This is a genomic window from Halorubrum sp. F4 (genome assembly GCF_027257195.1).
Classification (GTDB): domain Archaea; phylum Halobacteriota; class Halobacteria; order Halobacteriales; family Haloferacaceae; genus Halorubrum.
Genome location: NZ_JAPDFS010000001.1, coordinates 822228 through 841649 on the forward strand (window position 1 = coordinate 822228; position 19422 = coordinate 841649).

Sequence of the window (19422 nt, forward strand, 5' to 3'; positions counted from 1 at the left end):
CGATGATTTCGATCGTTATCCCCGTCTACAACGATCCCGAAGGAATCTCTGAAACCCTCGATTCTCTTCGCTCCCAGTCCATCACCCACGACTACCGGATCCACGTCGTCGACAACGACTCCACCGATCGAACTCCCGAAGTCGTCCGCTCGTACGACGACGACCGGATCACGCTCCATCACGAACGCGACATCCAGTCCTCCTACGCCGCCCGCAACACCGGTATCCGTCGTACCAACGCCGACGTGCTCGCGTTCGTCGACGCCGACATGACCGTTCCAGAGAACTGGCTCGACGACGCACTCACCGCGTTCCGCGACACGGATGCCGACTACATGGGATGTAACGTCGAACTCGCCCTCCCGGACGAGCCGACCCTCGCCGCGCGTTACGACCGCCACACGGGTTTCCCCGTCGAGGGCTACCTCGAACACCAGCAGTTCGCTCCCACCTGCTGTTTGTTCGTCCACCGAGATGTCTTCGAAGACGTCGGTTTCTTCGACCACCGCCTCAAGTCCGGTGGCGACAAGGAGTTCGGCAACCGCGTCCATGACGCGGGATACGATCAGCACTTCGCGGACGACGTGAGGATGTTCCACCCGACTCGAAACTCTATCCCCGAACTCGTGTCGAAAGACCGCCGAGTCGGCCGTGGCCTCTGCCAGCTCCAGCGATACTATCCCGACCGCTACGGCACGCCCGGCATCCCGCCTCGACCGACCGGGATCAAGCGTCCCGATCGTGATCTCTCGATACGTGATCGTCTCGCGTTCGGCGCACTGTCGACGTTCCTTACCGGGGCTCGCGGCCTCGGCTACTACTACGAGTACCTCCTCGGCGAGGAACGCGATCTCGAGGCACCTACGCGTTAGCCTTCTCCACGACGTTCGGCGTCACGATCGCGTACAGATACCCCAGACCTACGGCCCCAGTGAACGCGAAGATCGCGATCAGCTGTTTCACCTCCGGTACCGACGGAGACCGAACCAACCCCTTCACACGCCCGGGAACGAAGTGCGTCAACAGCTGGTTCAGGTACTCGCCCTTGGCGTCGGGGGCGTCGGGATAGAGGAGATCCATCACTCGCTTGGAGTACCCCTGCCAGAACGACCGGAAGAGTAACCACCGGAACTCGCCGCGATAGTCGAACAGCGTGTGGTGGACCACCGCGTCCTCGGTGTATACCATCCCTTTCCCGTACTCGTCCAACAATCGGATCCCCACTGGAGCCTCGTGCGCCTGAAGGTGTTTGTCTCCCTTCCGACCGGTATTCGGGTCGTATCCGCCGACATCGAGGAACTCCTCGCGCCGGTAGGAGATGTTCGATCCGTACGTGTTTCTGACTTCCTCACCGTCCTCGGCGAAACCCGGTTCCACACAGCCGACGAGCCAGTAGAACTCCTCGGGGAAGAAGTCCGGCTTCTCCGTCCGCCAGTTCGATCTCACGTCACCGCCGACCGCGATGGCGTCGGTTTCCTCGTAGACGTCCACCAGCCGTCGGACCCAAGCGGATTCCGCGACTGCATCGTCGTCGATGAACGCCACGACTTCGCCCGATGCCAGTTCCGCGCCCTTCGTCCGACTGTAGGAGATCCCGCGGTTCTCCGCGTTGTTGTGAACGACGAGGTCCTCCTCGCGTCCGAAGTCGTCTTGAACGCGCTCGTAGACCTCCTCGTTCCCGTCGACGACGAGAACGACCTCCAGCGGTTCGTACGTCTGTGCGAGCACGCTCTCGACGCACTCGGAGAACGGGCCGTATCGATCCATCGAGTACGTACAGACGACGACGGAGACCTTCATTCACCGGAGATTCGACGAATCCTCGAATAAGGATTGTGCTTCCGAAACGGAGGTCCACGTACGATCCTCCGTCGTCGGACATTCATCGTTCGGTGGATCGGACCACCTTGAACTCGCGAACTGCCCCGCCACGGACGACGACGCCATCGCGGTCGACGTCCCACTCCATGCCGACGGTCCAACTCCTCTCCTCACCACGTCAACCCTTCGTACGTGATCCCCTCGCGCCGTTCGATTATCCGTCGGCCGTCGATCACGACCCGCTCGGCCATCGCGTCGAACTCCTCATCTAACGCCGCGAACTCGTCCCAGTCGGTGGCCACGAGCGCGCCGCTTGCCCCCTCGAGCGCGGCCGCCGCCGACTCCGCGTACTCGACGTCGGGGAACCGCTCGCGCATCGTCTCGGTCGCGACGGGGTCGTAGCCGACGACCTCGGCCCCACGCTCCTCGAGTCCCTCGATGACGGGGATCGCCCGGGAGTTGCGCGTGTCGTCGGTGCCCGGTTTGAACGCTAATCCCAGAACCGCAACCCGCTCGCCCGCGACGTCGACGTGGCCGTCCAGCAACTCGAGCATGCGCTCGGGCTGGCCGTCGTTCACCGCGACCGCGGCGTCGAGCATCGCGGGCTCGTACCCCCGCTCGCGGGCGACCGCGCGGAGCGCGTCGACGTCCTTGGGGAAACATGACCCACCCCAGCCGACCCCCGATCGCAGGAACTGCGCGCCGATCCGGTCGTCGAGGCCGACCGCGTCCATCACCTCGTAGGCGTCGATCCCGAACCTCTTACAGACGTTTCCGAGGTCGTTCGCGAGCGAGACCTTCGACGCGAGGAAGGCGTTGTTGGCGTACTTGATCGTCACGGCCGTCTCGGGGTCGGTCCGGACGACGGGGGCGTCGGCGGCGGTGCTCTCCAACAGCGGCTCGTAGAGGGATTCAAGCCGGTCCGCGGCCCACGTCGACTCCGTGCCGAAGACGACCTTGTCCGGATCCCGGAAGTCCGCGACTGCGGTCCCCTCCCGGAGGAATTCCGGGTTCGTCGCGACCTCGACGCGGTCGGCGGCGGTTCCCGCACCGCGACGGACCGCGTCGCGGATCGTCGCCACCCCGTCCGGCGTGACCGTGCTCTTGACCACGACGAGGTGCCGGTCGTCCCCGGTCCCCGCGGGCGTCTCGCCGATCGTCCTCGCCAGCGCCTCGCCGGTCGTCTCCGCGGCCGCGGAGATCCCGGCGAGGTCGATGCTTCCGTCGGGGTTCGACGGGGTGCCGACCGCGAGGAACGTCACGTCCGAGTCGGGGACGGCGTCGTAGGAGGTCGTCGCCCGCAGTCGACCGGATCCTCCGTTGCCGGCGTGTTCGGCCAGCAGGTCGTCGAGCCCCGGCTCGTGGATCGCCGCGTGCCCGTCGTTTATCGCCGCCACCACGTCGGGGTCGATGTCGATGGCAGTCACGTCGTGGCCCGCGTCCGCGAGGCAGGCCGCGAGGGTCGTTCCGACGTAGCCGCTGCCGACGACGCTCACGTTCATGGCTGTGAGACCGCGTCCCGGACGCAAGAACGTTCCGCGTCTCGATCGGGCGGGCACCGGGTCGGCGTCTTCCGCCGCCGTCGATCGGCTTATCCCGCCCGCCGCCGAAGCCGCTCGTATGTCGACCGACGGGACGGGCTCCGCCGTCAGCACGCGGTGGGAGCTGTTCGCCGTCGCCGCGTTGCTGGCGATCCCCGTCGCGATCGCTCCGGGGTCGGGCGGGGATCCGACACTCGTGAGCCTCTGGGGGCTCGTCAACGTGGGCCCGCCCGGCTCGTCGCTCGGGATCGATATCTATCCGGTCTGGACCTACTTCGCGGCCCAACCGAGGTCGTTCGGATCGCTCCCGGCGTCGATCCGCGTCTGGCCGCTCGCGACCGCCTTCCACCTCCTCGCGACGATCAGCGCGGGGAGCGGCGTCGCGGTCGGCCGCGAGGACCGACGCGTGACTGGCGGACTCCTGGTGCTCGCCGCGGTCGCAAGCCTGTGGGTGGCGGTCGGCGTGGCGGGACGGTTCGGCGCCGGGACCGCTTCGAGGTGGCCCACCGTCCTCCCGGTCGGTGCGGTGGCGACCCTCACGGTCGTGGTCATCGCGTACCGATACGACCTCCGTGCCGTCGTGATTCGCGGCTGACCACGAGATCCGCGCGACTGCGGAGCGTCGCACTCGACCACGACGGGGAGAGCGCCTTTCGGGACGGCCGGCTCACCGGCCGTCGTCGTCGAGAAACCGCCGGGCTCGGGAAACGAGTTCCGAGCGGACCGCTTCCCCGGGCGACCCCTCCCCGTCTCGGGAGACGGCCCGGTGTCGCTCCCGGAGGAACGCCTCGAACGCTCGATCCGCGAGCGCGTCGACCGTGACCGGCTGGTCGTGGTCTTCGATCCGGATCGCTATCCGGTGGAGGCGCTCGTGACTCCCGTACGTCGTGGCCGCGTCCGCGGACGAAACGTCGTCCGTGACGCTGTCACTGTGAACGTCGGTGTCGCTGTGAACATTGGTGTCGCTACCGCCTCGCACGTCGGACTCGGTTCGGATCACCCCCCGGCCGTCAGTCTTGTTCCGGACGACGACGCCCGCGGCGGGCCCGTCGTACCACGCCGACGACGGGACCGTGTACGCCTCGGGATCGAAGTCCCGGGCGCGGCGCTCGCGCTCGATCGCGTTCACCGCGTCGAGCCCGAGCCGATCGAAGATCGCCTCGGCGGCGTCCGGCGGACGAAACGCGCCCGCGTCCGCCGACCACACGTCGTGTCCGAGAAACGACGGAGTCCGGTCCCAGTCGTATTCGGTTCCACGCCGACTGGTGGCCACGCCGAAGAAGACGACGTCCGCCACGTCCTCGACCGCGTCGCGGAGCGCCTCCCGATCGAACCGCTCCTGGACGTGCCGGACCGCGTGGCCGTACGCGGCCGGCAACTCGTCGGGGTCGTCGTAGACTGCATCGCGGTCGCCGAACCGGATGAGTCCGGACTCGTCCATCCGGAACCGGAGGTGCGGGCCGTCGATCAGTTCGAGGAGCCAGAGGTGGCCGGCGAGGAGGTCGTCCGGTGCGTCGGCCACGGTCGGGATCGGTGGATAGCGTTTCATGTCGGGTGGGCGTGAGCGACGTCGACCGGAGGCGGTCGATCTCGGTATCGTCTCCGCGGCCGACCCGGATGGTTCTTGTGGCATCACGGCGACCCCGGCCGATGAGGAAACACTCATGGCATCGGTCTGACTAGTGTTCGACATGACGGGAGCCGGCGGATCGGGGGCGAGTCGCGATCGGAACGGTGCCGGGACGGCGACGAACCGGTATCGGCCCGCCAGGCGGTCCGTGCTCCGCGGGACGGCCGGCGTGTTGTCGGCGGCCGGCGTCTCGACGTGGGGGCTCACCGAGGGGCCGACGACCGCGGCGGCGACGAACCACGTCCCGGACCGGGCGGTCTACGTCGGCTCCGACGACGGCTCGCTGTACGCGGTCGACGCCGAGACCGGCGAGGCGGTCTGGCGCTTCGACGATCCGAGCGACGCGGTCTCCTCCTCGCCGACGGTCGTCGACGGAACCGTCTACGTCGGGTCGATCGACGGGACGCTGTACGCGGTGGACGCGACCGACGGGTCGTCCGTGTGGTCGTTCGAGATCGGTGACGGCGAGGACGGGGGGATCGTCTCCTCGCCGACCGTGGTCAACGACAGGGCGTTCGTCGGAGCCAGCTCCGGTTCGATCGTCGCGCTCGATCGCACGGGGGGAACCGAGGCGTGGCGCGTCGAGGAGTCCGTGAGCGCAGTCGTCTCCTCGCCCGCCGTGGACGGCGAGACGCTCTACGCCGGGACCGAGGGCGGCGACGTCCTCGCGCTCTCGACGGATGACGGGACCGAGCGGTGGCGCGCGTCGGCCCCCGAGGACGGGATCTCCTCGTCGCCAACGGTCGTCGACGGCGCCGTCTACGTCGGCTCGTTCGACAACCGGGTGTACGCGTTCGACGCCGTGGACGGGGAGCCGGCGTGGAACGCGGACCTCGAGGACATCGTCTTCTCCTCGCCGACGGTCGTCGACGGAACCGTCTACGTCGGCAGCGTCGGGGCCACCGTCGGGCTCCACGCCCTCGACGCGGGGACGGGCGACCGGCAGTGGGCCACCGACGGGATCCCCGGCGTGGTCTCCTCGCCGACGGTCGTCGACGGAACCGTCTACGTCGGCAGCGTCGACGGGTCGCTGTACGCGGTCGACGCCGAGACCGGCGACGTGGAGTGGGCTGCGGGGGCGAGCGACCAGGTGAACTCCTCGCCGACCGTCTCCGACGGGACGGCCTTCGTGGGGGACGCCGCCGGCACGCTGTACGGGTTCGACGTCGAGACCGCCGAGGAGCGGTGGCGATTCGACGATCCCGGGGACGCGATATTCTCCTCGCCCACCGTCGTCGACCTCGTGGGAGAGGGACACGGCGTCGGCTCGCGGACGACGCTCGGGACGCTCGGGCACCATCACTCGGCTGCGGGCGTCGAGTTCGAGGGTGGAAGCGGCTCGACCGGTTCGGACGACTCGACCGATCCGACCGGCTCGGACGACTCATCCGTCGACGGGTCCGGGTCGTCGGACGGCGGTGCCGACGAGTCGGGAGCCGGCTCGATCGACGGCTCCACGGCCGGTTCGGGCTCGTCGGGATGGGCGAGTCGAGTTCCGGCGGTCGGGCTTCTCGGCGCGGCGGGCGGACTCACGGTCGGCGCGCTCGCCGCGTATCGGTTCCTCGGCGGGGACTCGGACGAAACGTCCTCGGGAGCGGGATCGGAGGCCGGCTCCCCGGCGGGGCGGCCGTCGACGACGGATGCCGCGGGTTCGGCGACTGTGACGGAAGCCACCGGAACCGACGAGTCGGATACGGGCACCGCCGGGACTGAATCCGCGCAGGCCACCGTCGACGAGGGTACGGCGTCGTCGTCGGCATCGCCGGCGTCGACGAACGACACCTCGGGGGCATCGACGATCGACTCCTCGGGCGCGTCATCCGGGAGTTCTTCGGCCGAATCGGCCGACTCGACCGACTCGATCGATTCGACGGCCGATCCGGAAACGGCTCAACTCGGCGAGGACGCGCCTCGATCCGACGTCGAAACTGCCGACTCGATCGGCGGCCCGGACGAGGACGCGTTGCTCGCGGCGGTGGACGAACTCACGTCGATCGAGACGGTCGGTTCCACCGGGGCGCTCGTCGCGTACGCCGTCACGGACGAGCGGATCGACGGGGGTGACGGACGGGTTCTCGCGCTGCCGGACGCGGAGCCGGCGGTCGCCGACCGGTTCGAATCGGTCGCGACCGACTGGGGCAGCGTCAGCCACTACGACGGGATCGCCACGGTATACGGGTCGGGTACCGAGCCGTACCCGTGGGTGCTCACCGACCCGCTCCAGGGAGTTCCGACGCTCGCGGCGCATCTCGACGACCCGCCCGAGAACCCCGCAGACCGGCTCTCGCCCGTCGTCGACGCCGCCGAGGCGTTGTCACAGGCCAGCCGGTACACGGTCAGACATTACTACCTCTCGCCGGAGACGGTCCGGGTCGTCGGTTCGGGGACGGAGCCGACCGGGATCGTCGACGACTGGGGGATCGAGTCGGTGACCGAAACGGCCGAACACGGAACGCGCGCGTCCTCGCCGTACACCGCGCCGGAACAGCTCCCCGACTCCGACGAGCCCCTCTGGCGGGGAAAACCCGACACGTACGCGCTCGGGGCACTCGCGTACCACGCCGCGACGGGGAGCCCGCCCGCGGACCACCGTCCCGCGAAGCCGAGCGAACACGCCGGCGTCCCCTCCGAACTCGACCGACCGATAACCCGCGCCATCGACCCGGACCCGGACGAACGGTACGACTCGATCGGCGAGTTCGCGCGAGTGCTCAGGTTGGCCGTCTTCGATTGAACCCGTCGACCGTGCGACCGGACGTCGGCGGATCGGGACCCGTGTACCCCGATCGACGTCGGTACCGACCCGATCCAAACCCGACATTGGTTCGATATCGATCTCGAGAATAGATGGACAAGTGATATATCTGGCGACGAGGAACGTGTCAGCGTATGCCATCACGTCGTCGAGTCCTGGTTGCGGGGGCCACGGCAGGAACGATCGCCCTTAGCGGGTGTACCGACGCCGTCGAGATCGCGACACAGGAGGAGATCGAGCGCTCGGCGGAACCGGCCGAACCGAACGAGACGAGCGTCGAGGAGACCGGCTTCGAGCAGGTTCGAAGCGAGACCGTCGTCGTCGAGGAGGAGTTCGAGGAGTTCGGACAGCGCCGGGAGTTCACGGCCCGGACGGAGGTCCGCGCGTACATCCGGGAGATCGAGTCGGAGCTGACCGGCCAGGAGGAGTCGGTGTTCGCCGTCGTGAGCACGCCCGGCGTCGACGCCGCCGGCCAGCAGCTCAGCCCGCTCGCGAACATGGACGAGGAGGAACTGATCGAGGAGGCGCGCGGCGAGATAAGCGGGGAGTTCGACGGCGAGATCGAGGACCCGGAGCTGGACGAGACGATCGAACAGGAGATCTACGGCGAGACGAGGGAGGTGAGCGTCTACGAGGTGACCGTGATACTGCCCGACGGCACCGAAGAGCAGGGGTACCTCCACCTCACGATCGTCGAGCGCGGCGAGGACGTCGTACTCGTCGCCGGCGCGTATCCCGCGGACGTCGAGGGCGAACGCGAGCGCATCGAGCGGCTGTTCGAATCGCTGGAGGGCGGGGAAAACGAGTCGTGAGTCGTGAGAAAGAGAGCGATGATTAGCGGCGATCGACGGGGAGCGTCGATGCCGAGTCTCAGCCAGTGACGGTCATCCGGATGTCCTGTTCCACCGTTTCTCCGGGTTCAACCGTGACGTCGACGGAGGTATCCTCGGTACCGCCTCGCTCCGCCTCGATGGTGTAGTCGCCGGGTGCGACGGAGTCGAACGCGTAGTTTCCGTTGCTGTCCGAGGTGACGGTTTCGACGGTCTCATCGTCGGAGTTCACGAGCGTGAGATCAGCGCCGTTGAGTTCGGATCCGTCGTCGGCGTCGCGTACGACGCCCTCGATCGAGCCGAACTGTGCGAGCTCGAAGTTCTCCTCAACGTCGTCGTCGCCGGTAACGGTGGCCGTATCGGTCGTGTATCCGTCCAGGCTGGCTTCGACCTCGTACTCACCCGCCGGGATGTCATCGATCTCGTAGGCTCCGCCTGCGGGAGTCGTATCCGAGAACCCGTCCGCGGTCGTCAGCGTGACCTCCGCACCGTCAAGCCCTTGATCGTTCGTGTCCGTCACCGTTCCGGAGAGCGTGAACGAACTCTCCTCGAGCGTGATCTCGCCCTGTTCGCCGAAGGACTCGACCGACTGGTTGACGGGCTCGTATCCCGGGGCCGCCGCGTGGACCGTGTAGCTCCCGTCGGGATCGACGCTGAACTGGTAGCTTCCGCCCTCCGTCGAGTCCGAGACCTCGTCGCTCCCGTCGAGGAGTTCGACCGTCGCGTTGAGCTCGTCACCGTTCGCGTCGACGACGGTTCCGCTCACGGTCGCGCTCGTCGGTGCGAGCTCGACCTCGTTGGTCCCGTTCTCGGTGACGTCGACCTCCTCGGTTCCGTACTCGAATACGTCGGTCGAGCCGGCTGTGACCTCGTAGGTCCCGGTCGACACGTTCTCCAAGGTGAAGGTCCCGCCGTCCGTCATCGTCGTGTTCGTCGGCCCGTCAGTTTCGTTCCCGTTTCCGTCCGCTATCCGTTCCGCGGTCACGTCCACGTCCGTCCCGATCGCCTCGCCGTCGGCGTCGACGACGGTCCCGCTCATCGACGCGAGGGCGGCGCCCGTGCCGTTCGCGGTCCCGTTCCCGGTGGCTCCGCCGTCGTCGCCGCCGATCAATCCGAGCGCGGAGGCCCCGAAGAAGCCGCCGATCAACACGATCAACACGACGGCCGCGATGGCGACGTACTTGCCGATCTCCGCCATGTCGAATCGGCTCGAGGAGCCCGCACTCGAGAGCCGGTCGGTCGTCGATCCGCCGGAACTCGGCGCGCTCAACGCCGGGACGCGTTGGCTGACCCGCCGGCGTATCTCCGAGCTCGAGAGACCGTGCTCCCGAGAGAGCGTCTGAACCGACTCGTTGATCGAGGCGATCTCCTCGTCGATGAGCCGGCTCCGGATCGACTCCTTCGTCGACTCCCACCGTTCCTCGGTACCGCCGACCGGAACGATGCCGCTCGATCCGTTCGGGGCGACGACCAGGTCGAAGTCCGACAGCGCGTTCGACTCCGGCGAGTCGGCGACGGCGGCACGGTTGTACGTACCCATGAACTCGTTGACGAGTCCGAGCGCGCCCTCGGCGTCGCGTACGCCGACGGTCCCGCCCTGCCGCGAGCCGATCAGCTCCTCGAGTATCGCACGGTCCTGGGTGCTTCCCGGCAGCGAGGTCTGGCCGGCGTCGAGCGCCCGGAAGACGCTCATGTCGTCGGCGGAGTCGTCTATCGTGTACCCCCACTCGCTTTCGATCCGGTCGCGGAGCGCGTCGATGAACTCCCGCATCGAGCCGTCCCGCGTGGTGTACACCGCGTAGAACTGCTCGGTGCGCGCGTTTCGGGTCTCCCGTGCTCGGAAGAACATCGTGAACTTTCGCTCACGGCCCGTCTCGATCGCGAGTCTGACCCCGTCGTAAAACAGGTCCTTCACCCGCTCGTTCGACCGCCCGGCCTCGCCCGTCGGCGAGTGTTCGTTCCCTTTCGTGTCGTATACGCGTAGTGATGGCATCCGTGTTCACCCCATCTTCTCGAGGAGTTCGTCGAATCCGACGGTCATCACGTTCCCGTTGCGGTCGCGCATCGGAACGCGTTCCCCGTTCTCGTCGGTCGTCGTCTGGTAGTACACCGGGTGGATGTCCGACCCGGAGGTGTCCTGTACGAGCGTCCGAACCGTCTGGTTGTTCTCGATCAGCGTCTCGCTGACGAACTCCCGGAACTCGTCGAAGTACTGGTGTGCCTCGAGCGCCTGCTTGTCGCGGAACTCCTCGGCGAGGATGTCACACTTCGTCGCGACGAGAAGCACGTCCTTGTTCGAGGCGACGTCCAGGATGTCGAAGTACGGCTCGATCTCCAGCGGCTCGTTGTTTTGGTATCGTTCAACGTCGATGATCAAGATCAGCGTGTTGGCGTCGCGAACCCGCTGGGCGAGCAGCCGGAGCGTCGAGTTGTCTATCTCGTCGTCCGGACTCATCAACGCGTTCGGCAGGCGTTCGAGGTACTCGCCCGCGTAGTCGAGGCTCGACAGCTGGATGTTCTTCGGGAACACCCGGCCGTCGACGAAGTTGAAGTTCAGGTCCTCGACGTCGGTCTGGCCCGTCGCGTCGAGCTTCCAGCCGGTGTCCTTCGACGCCGCGTCGAGCGACCCGACCAGCTCCATGAGGTCGCTGCTCGGGTTCAACGGCGTGTCCGCCTCGCGACCGACCGCGTCGTCGAGCGCGGCCAGGTACTTGCCGACGAGGAAGAGCGACTTCCCCGATCCCTGCGGGCCCAACACGAAGAAGTTCTCGGAGGCGTCGTACGTCACGAAGCGGCGCAACGTGACCACGAACACCGCCGCCATGAGCGTGTTCACGCCGATGCCGGACCACTCGACGCTCACCTCCGGAGTCGGCGGCACGATCCGGACCGTCTCGGCGGAGACCTGGAGTATCTGCGGCAGGTTGAGGTGGAACTCGACCAGCCCGCCGACCACGATCGCGCTGATCAGATAGAACAGGAGCGTCGCCGACTGCCGGAACTCGAGGGCGCTCGCGGTCCGAACCTCGAGGAGCTTGGGACCGCCGCCGACGAGTCCGCCGGCGACGAAGCCGCCGAGGATCCAGACGATGTTGTCCGCGAAGTCGATGTTGGGGATGAAAAGCCCGATCGACAGCAGGGCGACGAGCGCGGAGACGGTACCCAGACACAACAGGATCCCCTGGACTCGTTTCTTCGGGTCGAGGGTCACGAGGACCAACAGCCCGAGATAGAGCCCGAACATCAGCGCGGAGAACTGTTCGAGGGTGACGCCCAAAAGCGGGTTCAACGCGAGGATCGCCGGCCGGACGATGTCCGACGCCTGCCACGCCTCCCCGAGCGAGAGGAAGAGCGGGCCGGCGACGATCACCATCACGGCGAAGTACACGACGAGAAAGACCTTCTCGCCGTTGTCTTCGAGGAACTCACCGATCGTCGTCATCTATCTCACTCGCCCCCGTCGAGCGTTTCGGAGGGCGCATCCGCCTGCTTCGCCCCGTCCGTGAACGGGACGCGCTCGATGTGTTCCCCCAAGAGGTCGCGTTTGATCTCTCCCTCGTTCCGGAGGAAGAACTGCGTGTCGTTGGGGTTCTCGAGGTTCAACACCTCGTTCCGACGGACGTAGTACCCCTCGTCGAGGCCGTGGGTGTGGTGAACCAGGATGTCGGTGTCGTCGGACGCCTCCTTGGCCTGGTACCCGGTCTGGTACCCGTCGGCTTCGACCTCCGCGCGGAGGTTGTCCAGGAAGATCCCGTCGATGAAGATCCCGAGCCCGATGTCCCAGCTTCCGCCTGCCTCGACCGGGAACGAGGCGAAGTTCTCGCTACCGGCACCCAGGTTGTACGCGCCCTGGAAGACGGGTTTGAGGTCGGCCACGTCGCCGATCTGGTTTATCGCCCGGCTCATCACGCCGACGACGATGTTCATGTCGTTGTATCGGGAGCGGTCGCCGCTGATCCGGCGTTTCCGGATCCCGGTGTACTTGGGGTTGTGTGCGTTCTTCGCGAGCTCCTCTAAGGAGCCGCGGAGCCGCTGTTTCTCCGTCTCGTCGTCGAACAGTTTGCTCTCGGCGATGTCGGCGTCGTCGCGGAGCTGGAGGATGTCGTGGGGTTTGACCGTCTTGACGTAGTGATACTCCTCGTCCTCGGTCGAGACGGACGTCTCCCGGCTCTCGTTGTAGTTCTCCCGGAGGTTGCGGTACTTGCTCTGTGAGTTGATGAACACGTCGCGCGGACCGTTGAGCTCCTCGAAGAGGCTGACCGTGCCCTCGTACAGATCGGCTTTGTGTTCCGCGTCCTCGAGCTCCGACTGGAGCTCGTCGCGGCGACGCTCGATGTCGTCGGTCTCGACGACCTCGTCTTTGATCAGCTCCTCGAACTCGCGCGCGAGCTCGGAGAAGCTCGCGCCCGAGTCGAGCTGACGTTCGATCTCGTCGAGCGCCCGCGGACTGTCGGTCTCGAGTTCGGCACGGGTCTCGGTGACGATGTCCCGGCGGCGGTCCTCGAGCTCCTCCTCTATCGTCCGCTGGAGGCTGTCGACGGAGAACTCCAGCTCGATCGACAACGAGTCCCCGGCACGGGAGATCGCGAAGACCTCGTTGTCGTCGAGCTGGTTGCGTTTCATCCGGTAGTTCTTCTGTGCCTGCTTGCGCTCCTCCTCGCCTGAGGTGTCCCACGGGAGGATGGATTCGATGGTGCCCTCCTCCTGGTTCATCAGGAGGAACGCCTCCTTCGCGTCGGCCAGGTCGGCGAGCGAGCCGTTTATCCGTCGTTCGGTGTCGGAGACGTTGATCCCGACGCGGTCGAGCTCCTCGGAGAGCTCGTTGAGCGTGCTCCGTACCTGTCCGTCGCTCACCGCCTCGAGCTGGTCCTCGGTCTCCGCGTTCTTCACCTCGCGGGCGTACGTCTCGAGCGCCATCTCGAGTTCGTCACCCATCCGCTCGGCGTCGATCGACCGGCAGTCCTCGTACTCCTCGTAGATGGGCTGAACCGACCGCTCCCACTCGTCGACGCGACGGTCGACCTCGTCCTGTTGGGACCGCCGTCGCTCCTCGAGCTCCTCGTCCGCGTCCTCGAGGTCCGCCTGGAGCCGGTCGCGGCGATCGGTCGCCTCCTCGAGTTTGGCCTCGAGCTGGTTGAGCCGGACGCCGGCGTTTATCGCCTCGTCCTCCAGAGCGAGGAGGTAGCTGATCGTGCTCTCGACGCGGTTATCGTCGACGGCGCGGAGCCGCACGAGCAGGTCCTTCCGATGTGCGAGGCGGTTCAGCTCGTCGCGGATCACGTCGCCGAGCTGTTTGTCGATGCTGTCGACGAACTGCTCGCCGTCGGTGCTCACCTCGGCGGTCCCGGCGCGGATGGAGCCGCCGATCACTTCGATGAGCTCGACGATGTCGTCCGTCTCCATCTCGGCCTCCGAGACGATCTCGCGGTAGATCGAGACCGACTCGTAGTCGAGCTCGGTGAAGAGATCGAGGTCGAGCAGCGATTTCACGTTGTTGAGCCGCGTCTCGAGGTCGGTCCGGTCGGAGTCGTGAAGCTCGCCGTTCATTCCGTCGGGGCTCCACTCGCGTGAGAGGAACCGGTCGACGCCCGCGTAGATGTCCGCCTCCGCCTCGAGGGCGTCCTGTTTGGCGTTCAGGATGTCCTTCGTGACGGTTTTCGCGTCCTGGATCGCGTCGACGTTGTACCGGAGTACCTGCGGGATCCCGATGATGAACGGCGCGTGGGAGGGCGTGTCCGCGAACGGGTCCTCCATGTCCATCATGTTGTAGTAGGTGGCGATCAGGTAGATCGCCGCCCGGTCGAACTCCAGGAGTGCGTCGGAGCTCTGGAGGATGTTCGCCTTCTTTCCCCCGAACCCGGTGGGGTCGATCGGGATGAGGACCCGGTCCTTGAACAGGTCCTCGTCCTGAAGGCTCAGATACTCGAGCTCGGAGAGCGCGGCGTGTGCGTTCGCGTTCTCCGCGTCGCCCTCGTCGTCGTTCGGCAACACGCCGAACAGCGTGATCTCCGCGGTCCGCTGCGTGCGCTTGAGGTGTTTGACGAGGTCGATGAAGATCCCCGAACCGGACCCGCCGCCGAGTCCGGCGATGACCGCGACCTTCCCGCGGCCCGGGAGGTCGATGGCCGTCCGGACGTCGTCGTCCTCGGCGTACGCCTTGTAGTAGAGCCCCTTCCCCAGACCGCGCTTCCGGACGACGCCGGTGGCGAAGTCGAGGTTCTCGTTGATGAACTCCGGCTGGAGCCACCAGTTCTCCTCCTCCATCCCGACGCCCGAGGCGATCCGCGGCACCGCCTCCTCGCCGATGAGGTCGTTCTGGTCGTGGAGCTGGATGTTCCGGGTGAGCGGGAGGTACTCGATGGTGATCTCTCCCGGTCGGCCGGTGTGTTCCGAACGGAGCCGGTCTTTGGTCTCCTGGATCTGCTGTTCGATCTCCTTGATTCGTTCGAGGTCACGGTTCTCCTCCTCCTCCGCCGTGTCGATCACGGTCACGGTCAACGTCTCGGGGTTCGGGCGGGGCCGCAGGACCGCCTCCTGGACCCAATCGGCTTTCAGAAGTTCGTACGTAATGGCCTTCCCAGCACCCCCGATCGCAAATATCCTGCTTGGGAGATTCATGCTGACATCCAACGATCCTTACAACTATCTATAAATTATTCGATGGCTGGACGTTTTGTTGACAGATCTCGGAAACGAATCCGGGTGGATCGACGGCTCTCGATCGTCCATTATCCACTATCGGCTCGTTCGTTTCCCAGTCTTCGGCTCGTCCGTTCCCCACAGCTACAAACCGGCCCGCGTGGTACGGGTGGGCATGTTGCCGATCGCGGACCGATTCGACTCGGCGTACGACGGCTGTGACGTGTTGTACGGACGCGGACGTGCCGCCGACCTCGAGGACTACCTCGCCGATCGGGGGATCCACGGCGCGCTCGTCGTCTGCGGCTCGAACGTCGGGGCGAACGACGCCCTCATGGACCCGATCCGGGAAGGTCTCGGCGACCGACACGCGGGGACCTTCGACGGAACGACCCCCGAGAAGCGGGCCGAGACCGCCTTCGATCTGCTCGAGGCGGCGTCGACGGCGGACGCCGACGCCCTCGTCGCCGTCGGCGGCGGGAGCAGCCTCGACGTCGCGAGACAGGCGTCCGTCCTCGCGGCCGACGGGCGCGACCTGCCGACCCTCGAAGCGGAGGCCCGCGAGGGATCGATCGAATCGCCGACCACCGATCCGGCGTTTCCGGTCGTCGCGATCCCGACCACGTTCGCGGGGGCGGACCTCTCTGCCGGCGGATCGCTCGAGGTGCTCTCCGCCGACGCGTCGCCGACGGGCCAACCGATCACCGTGAGCGGCTCCGCCATGCCGGTCGCCGACCTGCTCGATCCGGACCTCTTCGAGACGACGCCGCGATCCGTCCTCGCCGGCTCGGCGATGAACGGCTTCGATAAGGGGATCGAGACGGTGTACGCCCGCGACGCCTCGCCCGTCAGCGACGCGACCGCCGTCCATGGGATCCGGCTCCTCTCCGGGTCGCTCCCGGTCGTCGCGGGCGATCACGCCGGCGACACGGCCGCCGCGATGGACCGGGCGGTCGCCGGGACGCTGCTCGTCCAGATCGACCGGAAGATAAGCGTCGTCCACGCGTTCGGTCACGGGTTCGCCCGCCGATACGACGTCCAGCAGGGCGCGATACACGCGGTCGTCGTCCCGCACGTCCTCGCGTACCTCTTCGAGGAGGTCGAGGCCGGCCGCCGGGCGCTCGCCGCCGGGTTCGGGATCGACGCCGAGGGTCGCGACGACGACGCGGTCGCCGAGGCGGTCGTCGACGCGGTCGCGGGCGTCCGCGACGCGCTTCCCGTTCCGAACCGCCTCCGCGACGTCGACGTCGTCCGCGAGGACGACCTCCCCGCGATCGCCGAGTTCATCGCCGAGGACCCGCCGATGGAGCGTGCACCGGCCGGGATCGACGCCTCGCCGGAACGGATCGAGGGCGTGCTCCGCGGGGCGTGGTAGGACGGCCACCCGTCGACCACGTCGGGGCGCGATCAGTCGTCCGCGACCGCCGCGTCGTGACGCAGTCAGTCGTCCGCGACCGCCGCGTCGGGGCGATACGCCTGGCTGATGGCCTTCCACTTGCCCGAGCGGAACCGCCAGTAGTTGATCGCCGCGGGGATCGTCGTCTCGGCGAGGAAGGCTAAGTAGAGTCCCCACAGGCCCAGTTGGGTCGTCGCTCCGACGTACGCCAGCGGGATAGACACGAGGAACATCCCGACGAACTGGCTGGCGAAGGGGATCTTCGTGTCGCCGGCGGCGTCGAGCGGTCCCGCGGCCCCGCCGGAGATCCCCTGGAAGACGACCGCGACACAGGCGGCGTACACGAGGTTCACGGCGATGGGGACCTCCGGGCTCGCCGCGCTGTCGGCGAAGAGGACCACGATGTCGCCCGCGAACGTCGCGATGAGCGCCGCGCTCACGAGGTACGCCCCCACCGAAAAGCGGATGATGTCACGGGCGTACGCCTCCGCCTCCGCGGGGTCGTCGCCGCCGAGCTCCTGGCCGACGAGACTCGAGGAGGCGAGCCCGAAGCCCCACCCGGGCGTGTTCATGATCCCCCAGATCCGGCGGGCGATCACGAACGCCGCCACCGTGTTCTCGCCGAAGATGTCGAGCACGAAGAGCATGGGGAACTCCGCGGCGGTCCACACGAGGTTCCGGGCTCCGACCGGGAGACCGATCTCGACGAGGTCGCGGAGCATGTCCGGGTTGAGATACGACCCGAACGGGTCGATCGCGACGGGGAACGCGCCGAGGAGCGGGAGCCGACCCCACGCGATCCCGGCGGCGAACGCCGCGGTGACGACGACGTTCGAGAGGACGGTCCCGAGCGCGGCGCCCTCGACGCCCCAGCGGAGCCCGAAGATGAACCACGCGTTCAACACGACGTTCACGATCGCTCCGCCGGCGCGTAGCTGCATCGCGGTGTACGAGTCGTCACAGCCGACGAGTGCGCGCCCTCCGACCAGGTTCAAACCCGCGAACGGCACGCCGATCCCGACGATCCGCAGGTAGTCCGAACCGTACGCGATCGCCGTCTGATTACTGCTGATGAGCGAGATGAGTTCGGTCGGATACGTCCAGAAGACGACCGTGACGGGGGTGCTTATCAGCACCACGAGCAGGGTGCTGGCACGGACGGCGTCGCCGAGTTCCCCGAAGGCCTCGGCACCGTACCGCTGTGAGACCAGCGCGATCGTCCCGCCGGCGACGCCGCCGCCGATGGCGAACGCGAGTCCCCAGAAGGGGCCGGCGAAGCCGACGCCGGCGACCGCGCTCGTACCGAGTGCGGCACCGACCATCGCCACGTCGACCGCGTTCTTCGACATGCGGGCGATCCCAGTGACGATCCGCGGCCACGCCAGATCGGTGGTACGGACCACGCGGTGGCGGTCGATGAGCCCCAGACGCGCGAGCGCGAAGCCGATGTAGAGGATCAACAGCCGGAAGGGGTTCGGAGGGTCGGAGACGAGGTCACGGAGGGACGAGCGGAGAGACACGGCGAACACACATCCTTCCCAGTCCACAGCAAAGGAGTTTCGTCACCCGGCAGGCGTCTCCGGGTGAGACGTGTGGACGCGTCCCTACTCGCGGCGCGACCGCTCCGGCTTCGACTCGACTTCGAGGCCGGCGGCGGGCGGTTCGCCGAGCGGTTCCAGCGTGTCGGGATCGACGCACTCCGGACAGTAGGCGTTGGTCCCCCAGGCCATCGTGTAGAGGGGAACGCCGCCGAGCACCCACTGACGCCGGTAGCGGCGCTCGATCCCTCGACGAGTCGAGGACTCACAGCGGGCGCAGGCGTGGAGTTCGTCCCGGAACGTCCGGACGTCGACGCGCTCGGTCGCGCCGATGTCCGTGAGGTCGTACGCGCCGTCAACACGGCGGAGGGCGTACGCGGCCGCGAGAACCACCAGACCGACCGCGGAGACGACGATCCACCACGGGCTGGGATGGCCGAGGCCGGCCATGATCGCCGGAAGGAGGAACACGACGAGCGTGGCGGCGAGCCAGCCGACCGCGACGGCGGCGCTGGCGAGGTAGCTCGCGAGGGAGGGCGGTCGGCTCACGCTCCCACTAGTGGGCAGACCGAGGTAGCCGTTTCGGTCGATGATCGCGAGATGGCCAGGAATCGCGAGACGGCCGGGAGCGCCGGACTCACTTCAGTGTCGCGTACGTCAGGAGGCTCACGGCGACGAGCTCCAACAGCCGCATCCCCAGTACGACGCTCCCGACGAGCGGATCCATGCTGTACAGCGTCCGCATGCTGTTGAAAAAGAACGCGAGCGCGATCAGGTTCTCAACGAAGAGAACGCTCGCGAACCCGAGCAGGCCGAGAACCATGGGGGTCCGGAACTGTCGGTAGTTCGACAGCCAGACGCTCACGAGGACGGCGAGCAACACGCTGTTGATCGCGGTAACGGCCATCGCTAGGGTGGTCGGTAGACCCATCGGCAGGGCGGTCGGCAAGCCCATCGCGAGGGTGATCTGAAGGCCCATCGGCACGGTCACTCCACCTCCTCGGCGATCGTCTCGAACGTCTGCTCGTGCCGTTCGAACCGGTCGGTCAGGAAGTAGAGTTTCCCGTATTCGTGGTCGCTGGGTTCGACGACGTCGTGTTCGTGTAGCATATCCAGATGGTGTGTGATCGTGTTGTAGTCGACGTCGAGTTCGTCCGCGAGCTCGTTCGCGTTCCGCGGGCGCCGTCCGAGTTCCCGAACGATCCGGACCCTGTTTGGCCCGCCGCGACTCCCGGCAAAGAGGTACCACAGGGCCTTTTCCATGTCACGTCT

Annotated in this window: 15 protein-coding genes; 5 read left to right on the plus strand and 10 right to left on the minus strand. The window is 67.1% G+C overall.

The features are described from left to right. The first annotated feature begins 2 nt into the window (after positions 1–2). Positions 3–872, plus strand: coding sequence for a glycosyltransferase family 2 protein (locus OKW78_RS04210; protein WP_281194046.1), 870 nt, complete (start codon positions 3–5; stop codon positions 870–872). Here the strand turns inward: OKW78_RS04210 and aglG are convergent. Further along, positions 862–1800, minus strand: coding sequence for a glucosyl-dolichyl phosphate glucuronosyltransferase (aglG, locus tag OKW78_RS04215; RefSeq protein WP_281194047.1), 939 nt, complete (start codon positions 1798–1800; stop codon positions 862–864). The genes OKW78_RS04210 and aglG overlap by 11 nt on opposite strands. Before the next feature lie 191 nt (positions 1801–1991). Continuing rightward, on the minus strand, positions 1992–3323 hold the full coding sequence (aglM, locus tag OKW78_RS04220; RefSeq protein ID WP_281194048.1) for a UDP-glucose 6-dehydrogenase AglM: 1332 nt from the start codon (positions 3321–3323) through the stop codon (positions 1992–1994). A gap of 118 nt (positions 3324–3441) precedes the next feature. Between aglM and OKW78_RS04225 the strand changes: the two genes are divergently transcribed. After that, positions 3442–3957 carry a TIGR04206 family protein gene (locus OKW78_RS04225; protein WP_281194049.1) on the plus strand — a complete coding sequence of 172 codons (516 nt, stop codon included), beginning with the start codon at positions 3442–3444 and terminating at the stop codon, positions 3955–3957. Between the two features lie 72 nt (positions 3958–4029). Here the strand turns inward: OKW78_RS04225 and OKW78_RS04230 are convergent, their stop codons facing one another. Next, a complete protein-coding gene (locus tag OKW78_RS04230; RefSeq protein WP_281194050.1) occupies positions 4030–4884 on the minus strand; it encodes a hypothetical protein in 855 nt (284 codons plus the stop codon). A gap of 169 nt (positions 4885–5053) precedes the next feature. Here OKW78_RS04230 and OKW78_RS04235 point away from each other — a divergent pair, with 169 nt between their 5' ends. Both OKW78_RS04235 and OKW78_RS04240 read left to right on the plus strand, forming a co-directional pair. After that, a complete protein-coding gene (locus OKW78_RS04235) occupies positions 5054–7726 on the plus strand; it encodes a PQQ-binding-like beta-propeller repeat protein (protein ID WP_281194051.1) in 2673 nt (890 codons plus the stop codon). Between the two features lie 155 nt (positions 7727–7881). Further along, the gene (locus OKW78_RS04240) at positions 7882–8559 is read left to right on the plus strand and encodes a DUF6517 family protein (RefSeq protein WP_281194052.1); all 678 of its coding nucleotides are present in this window, start codon (positions 7882–7884) and stop codon (positions 8557–8559) included. 58 nt (positions 8560–8617) lie between these two features. Here the strand turns inward: OKW78_RS04240 and OKW78_RS04245 are convergent, their stop codons facing one another. The 3 genes from OKW78_RS04245 to OKW78_RS04255 are packed head-to-tail and all read right to left on the minus strand — an operon-like array spanning position 8618 to position 15195. Beyond that, positions 8618–10570 (minus strand): collagen binding domain-containing protein, encoded by a 1953-nt coding sequence (locus OKW78_RS04245; RefSeq protein ID WP_281194053.1) that lies wholly within the window; start codon positions 10568–10570, stop codon positions 8618–8620. Between the two features lie 6 nt (positions 10571–10576). After that, positions 10577–12019: a hypothetical protein gene (locus OKW78_RS04250; protein ID WP_281194054.1), complete on the minus strand. Its 1443-nt coding sequence runs from the start codon at positions 12017–12019 to the stop codon at positions 10577–10579. A 5-nt stretch (positions 12020–12024) separates the two neighbouring features. After that, positions 12025–15195, minus strand: a complete 3171-nt coding sequence (locus OKW78_RS04255; protein WP_281194055.1) for a tubulin-like doman-containing protein — start codon at positions 15193–15195, stop codon at positions 12025–12027. Between the two features lie 196 nt (positions 15196–15391). Between OKW78_RS04255 and OKW78_RS04260 the strand changes: the two genes are divergently transcribed. After that, a complete protein-coding gene (locus OKW78_RS04260) occupies positions 15392–16591 on the plus strand; it encodes an iron-containing alcohol dehydrogenase family protein (RefSeq protein WP_281194056.1) in 1200 nt (399 codons plus the stop codon). A 65-nt stretch (positions 16592–16656) separates the two neighbouring features. Here OKW78_RS04260 and OKW78_RS04265 read toward each other — a convergent pair whose 3' ends face one another. From OKW78_RS04265 to OKW78_RS04280, 4 genes are all read right to left on the minus strand, one after another. Further along, positions 16657–18132: an MATE family efflux transporter gene (locus OKW78_RS04265; protein ID WP_281194057.1), complete on the minus strand. Its 1476-nt coding sequence runs from the start codon at positions 18130–18132 to the stop codon at positions 16657–16659. Positions 18133–18216: 84 nt separating this feature from the next. Continuing rightward, entirely contained in the window at positions 18217–18699 is a 483-nt protein-coding gene (locus OKW78_RS04270; protein ID WP_281194058.1) for a hypothetical protein, read from the minus strand. Positions 18700–18787: 88 nt separating this feature from the next. Next, on the minus strand, positions 18788–19081 hold the full coding sequence (locus tag OKW78_RS04275) for a hypothetical protein (protein WP_281194148.1): 294 nt from the start codon (positions 19079–19081) through the stop codon (positions 18788–18790). Between the two features lie 56 nt (positions 19082–19137). Then, positions 19138–19413: a winged helix-turn-helix domain-containing protein gene (locus tag OKW78_RS04280; RefSeq protein ID WP_281194059.1), complete on the minus strand. Its 276-nt coding sequence runs from the start codon at positions 19411–19413 to the stop codon at positions 19138–19140. Between the last annotated feature and the right edge of the window lie 9 nt (positions 19414–19422).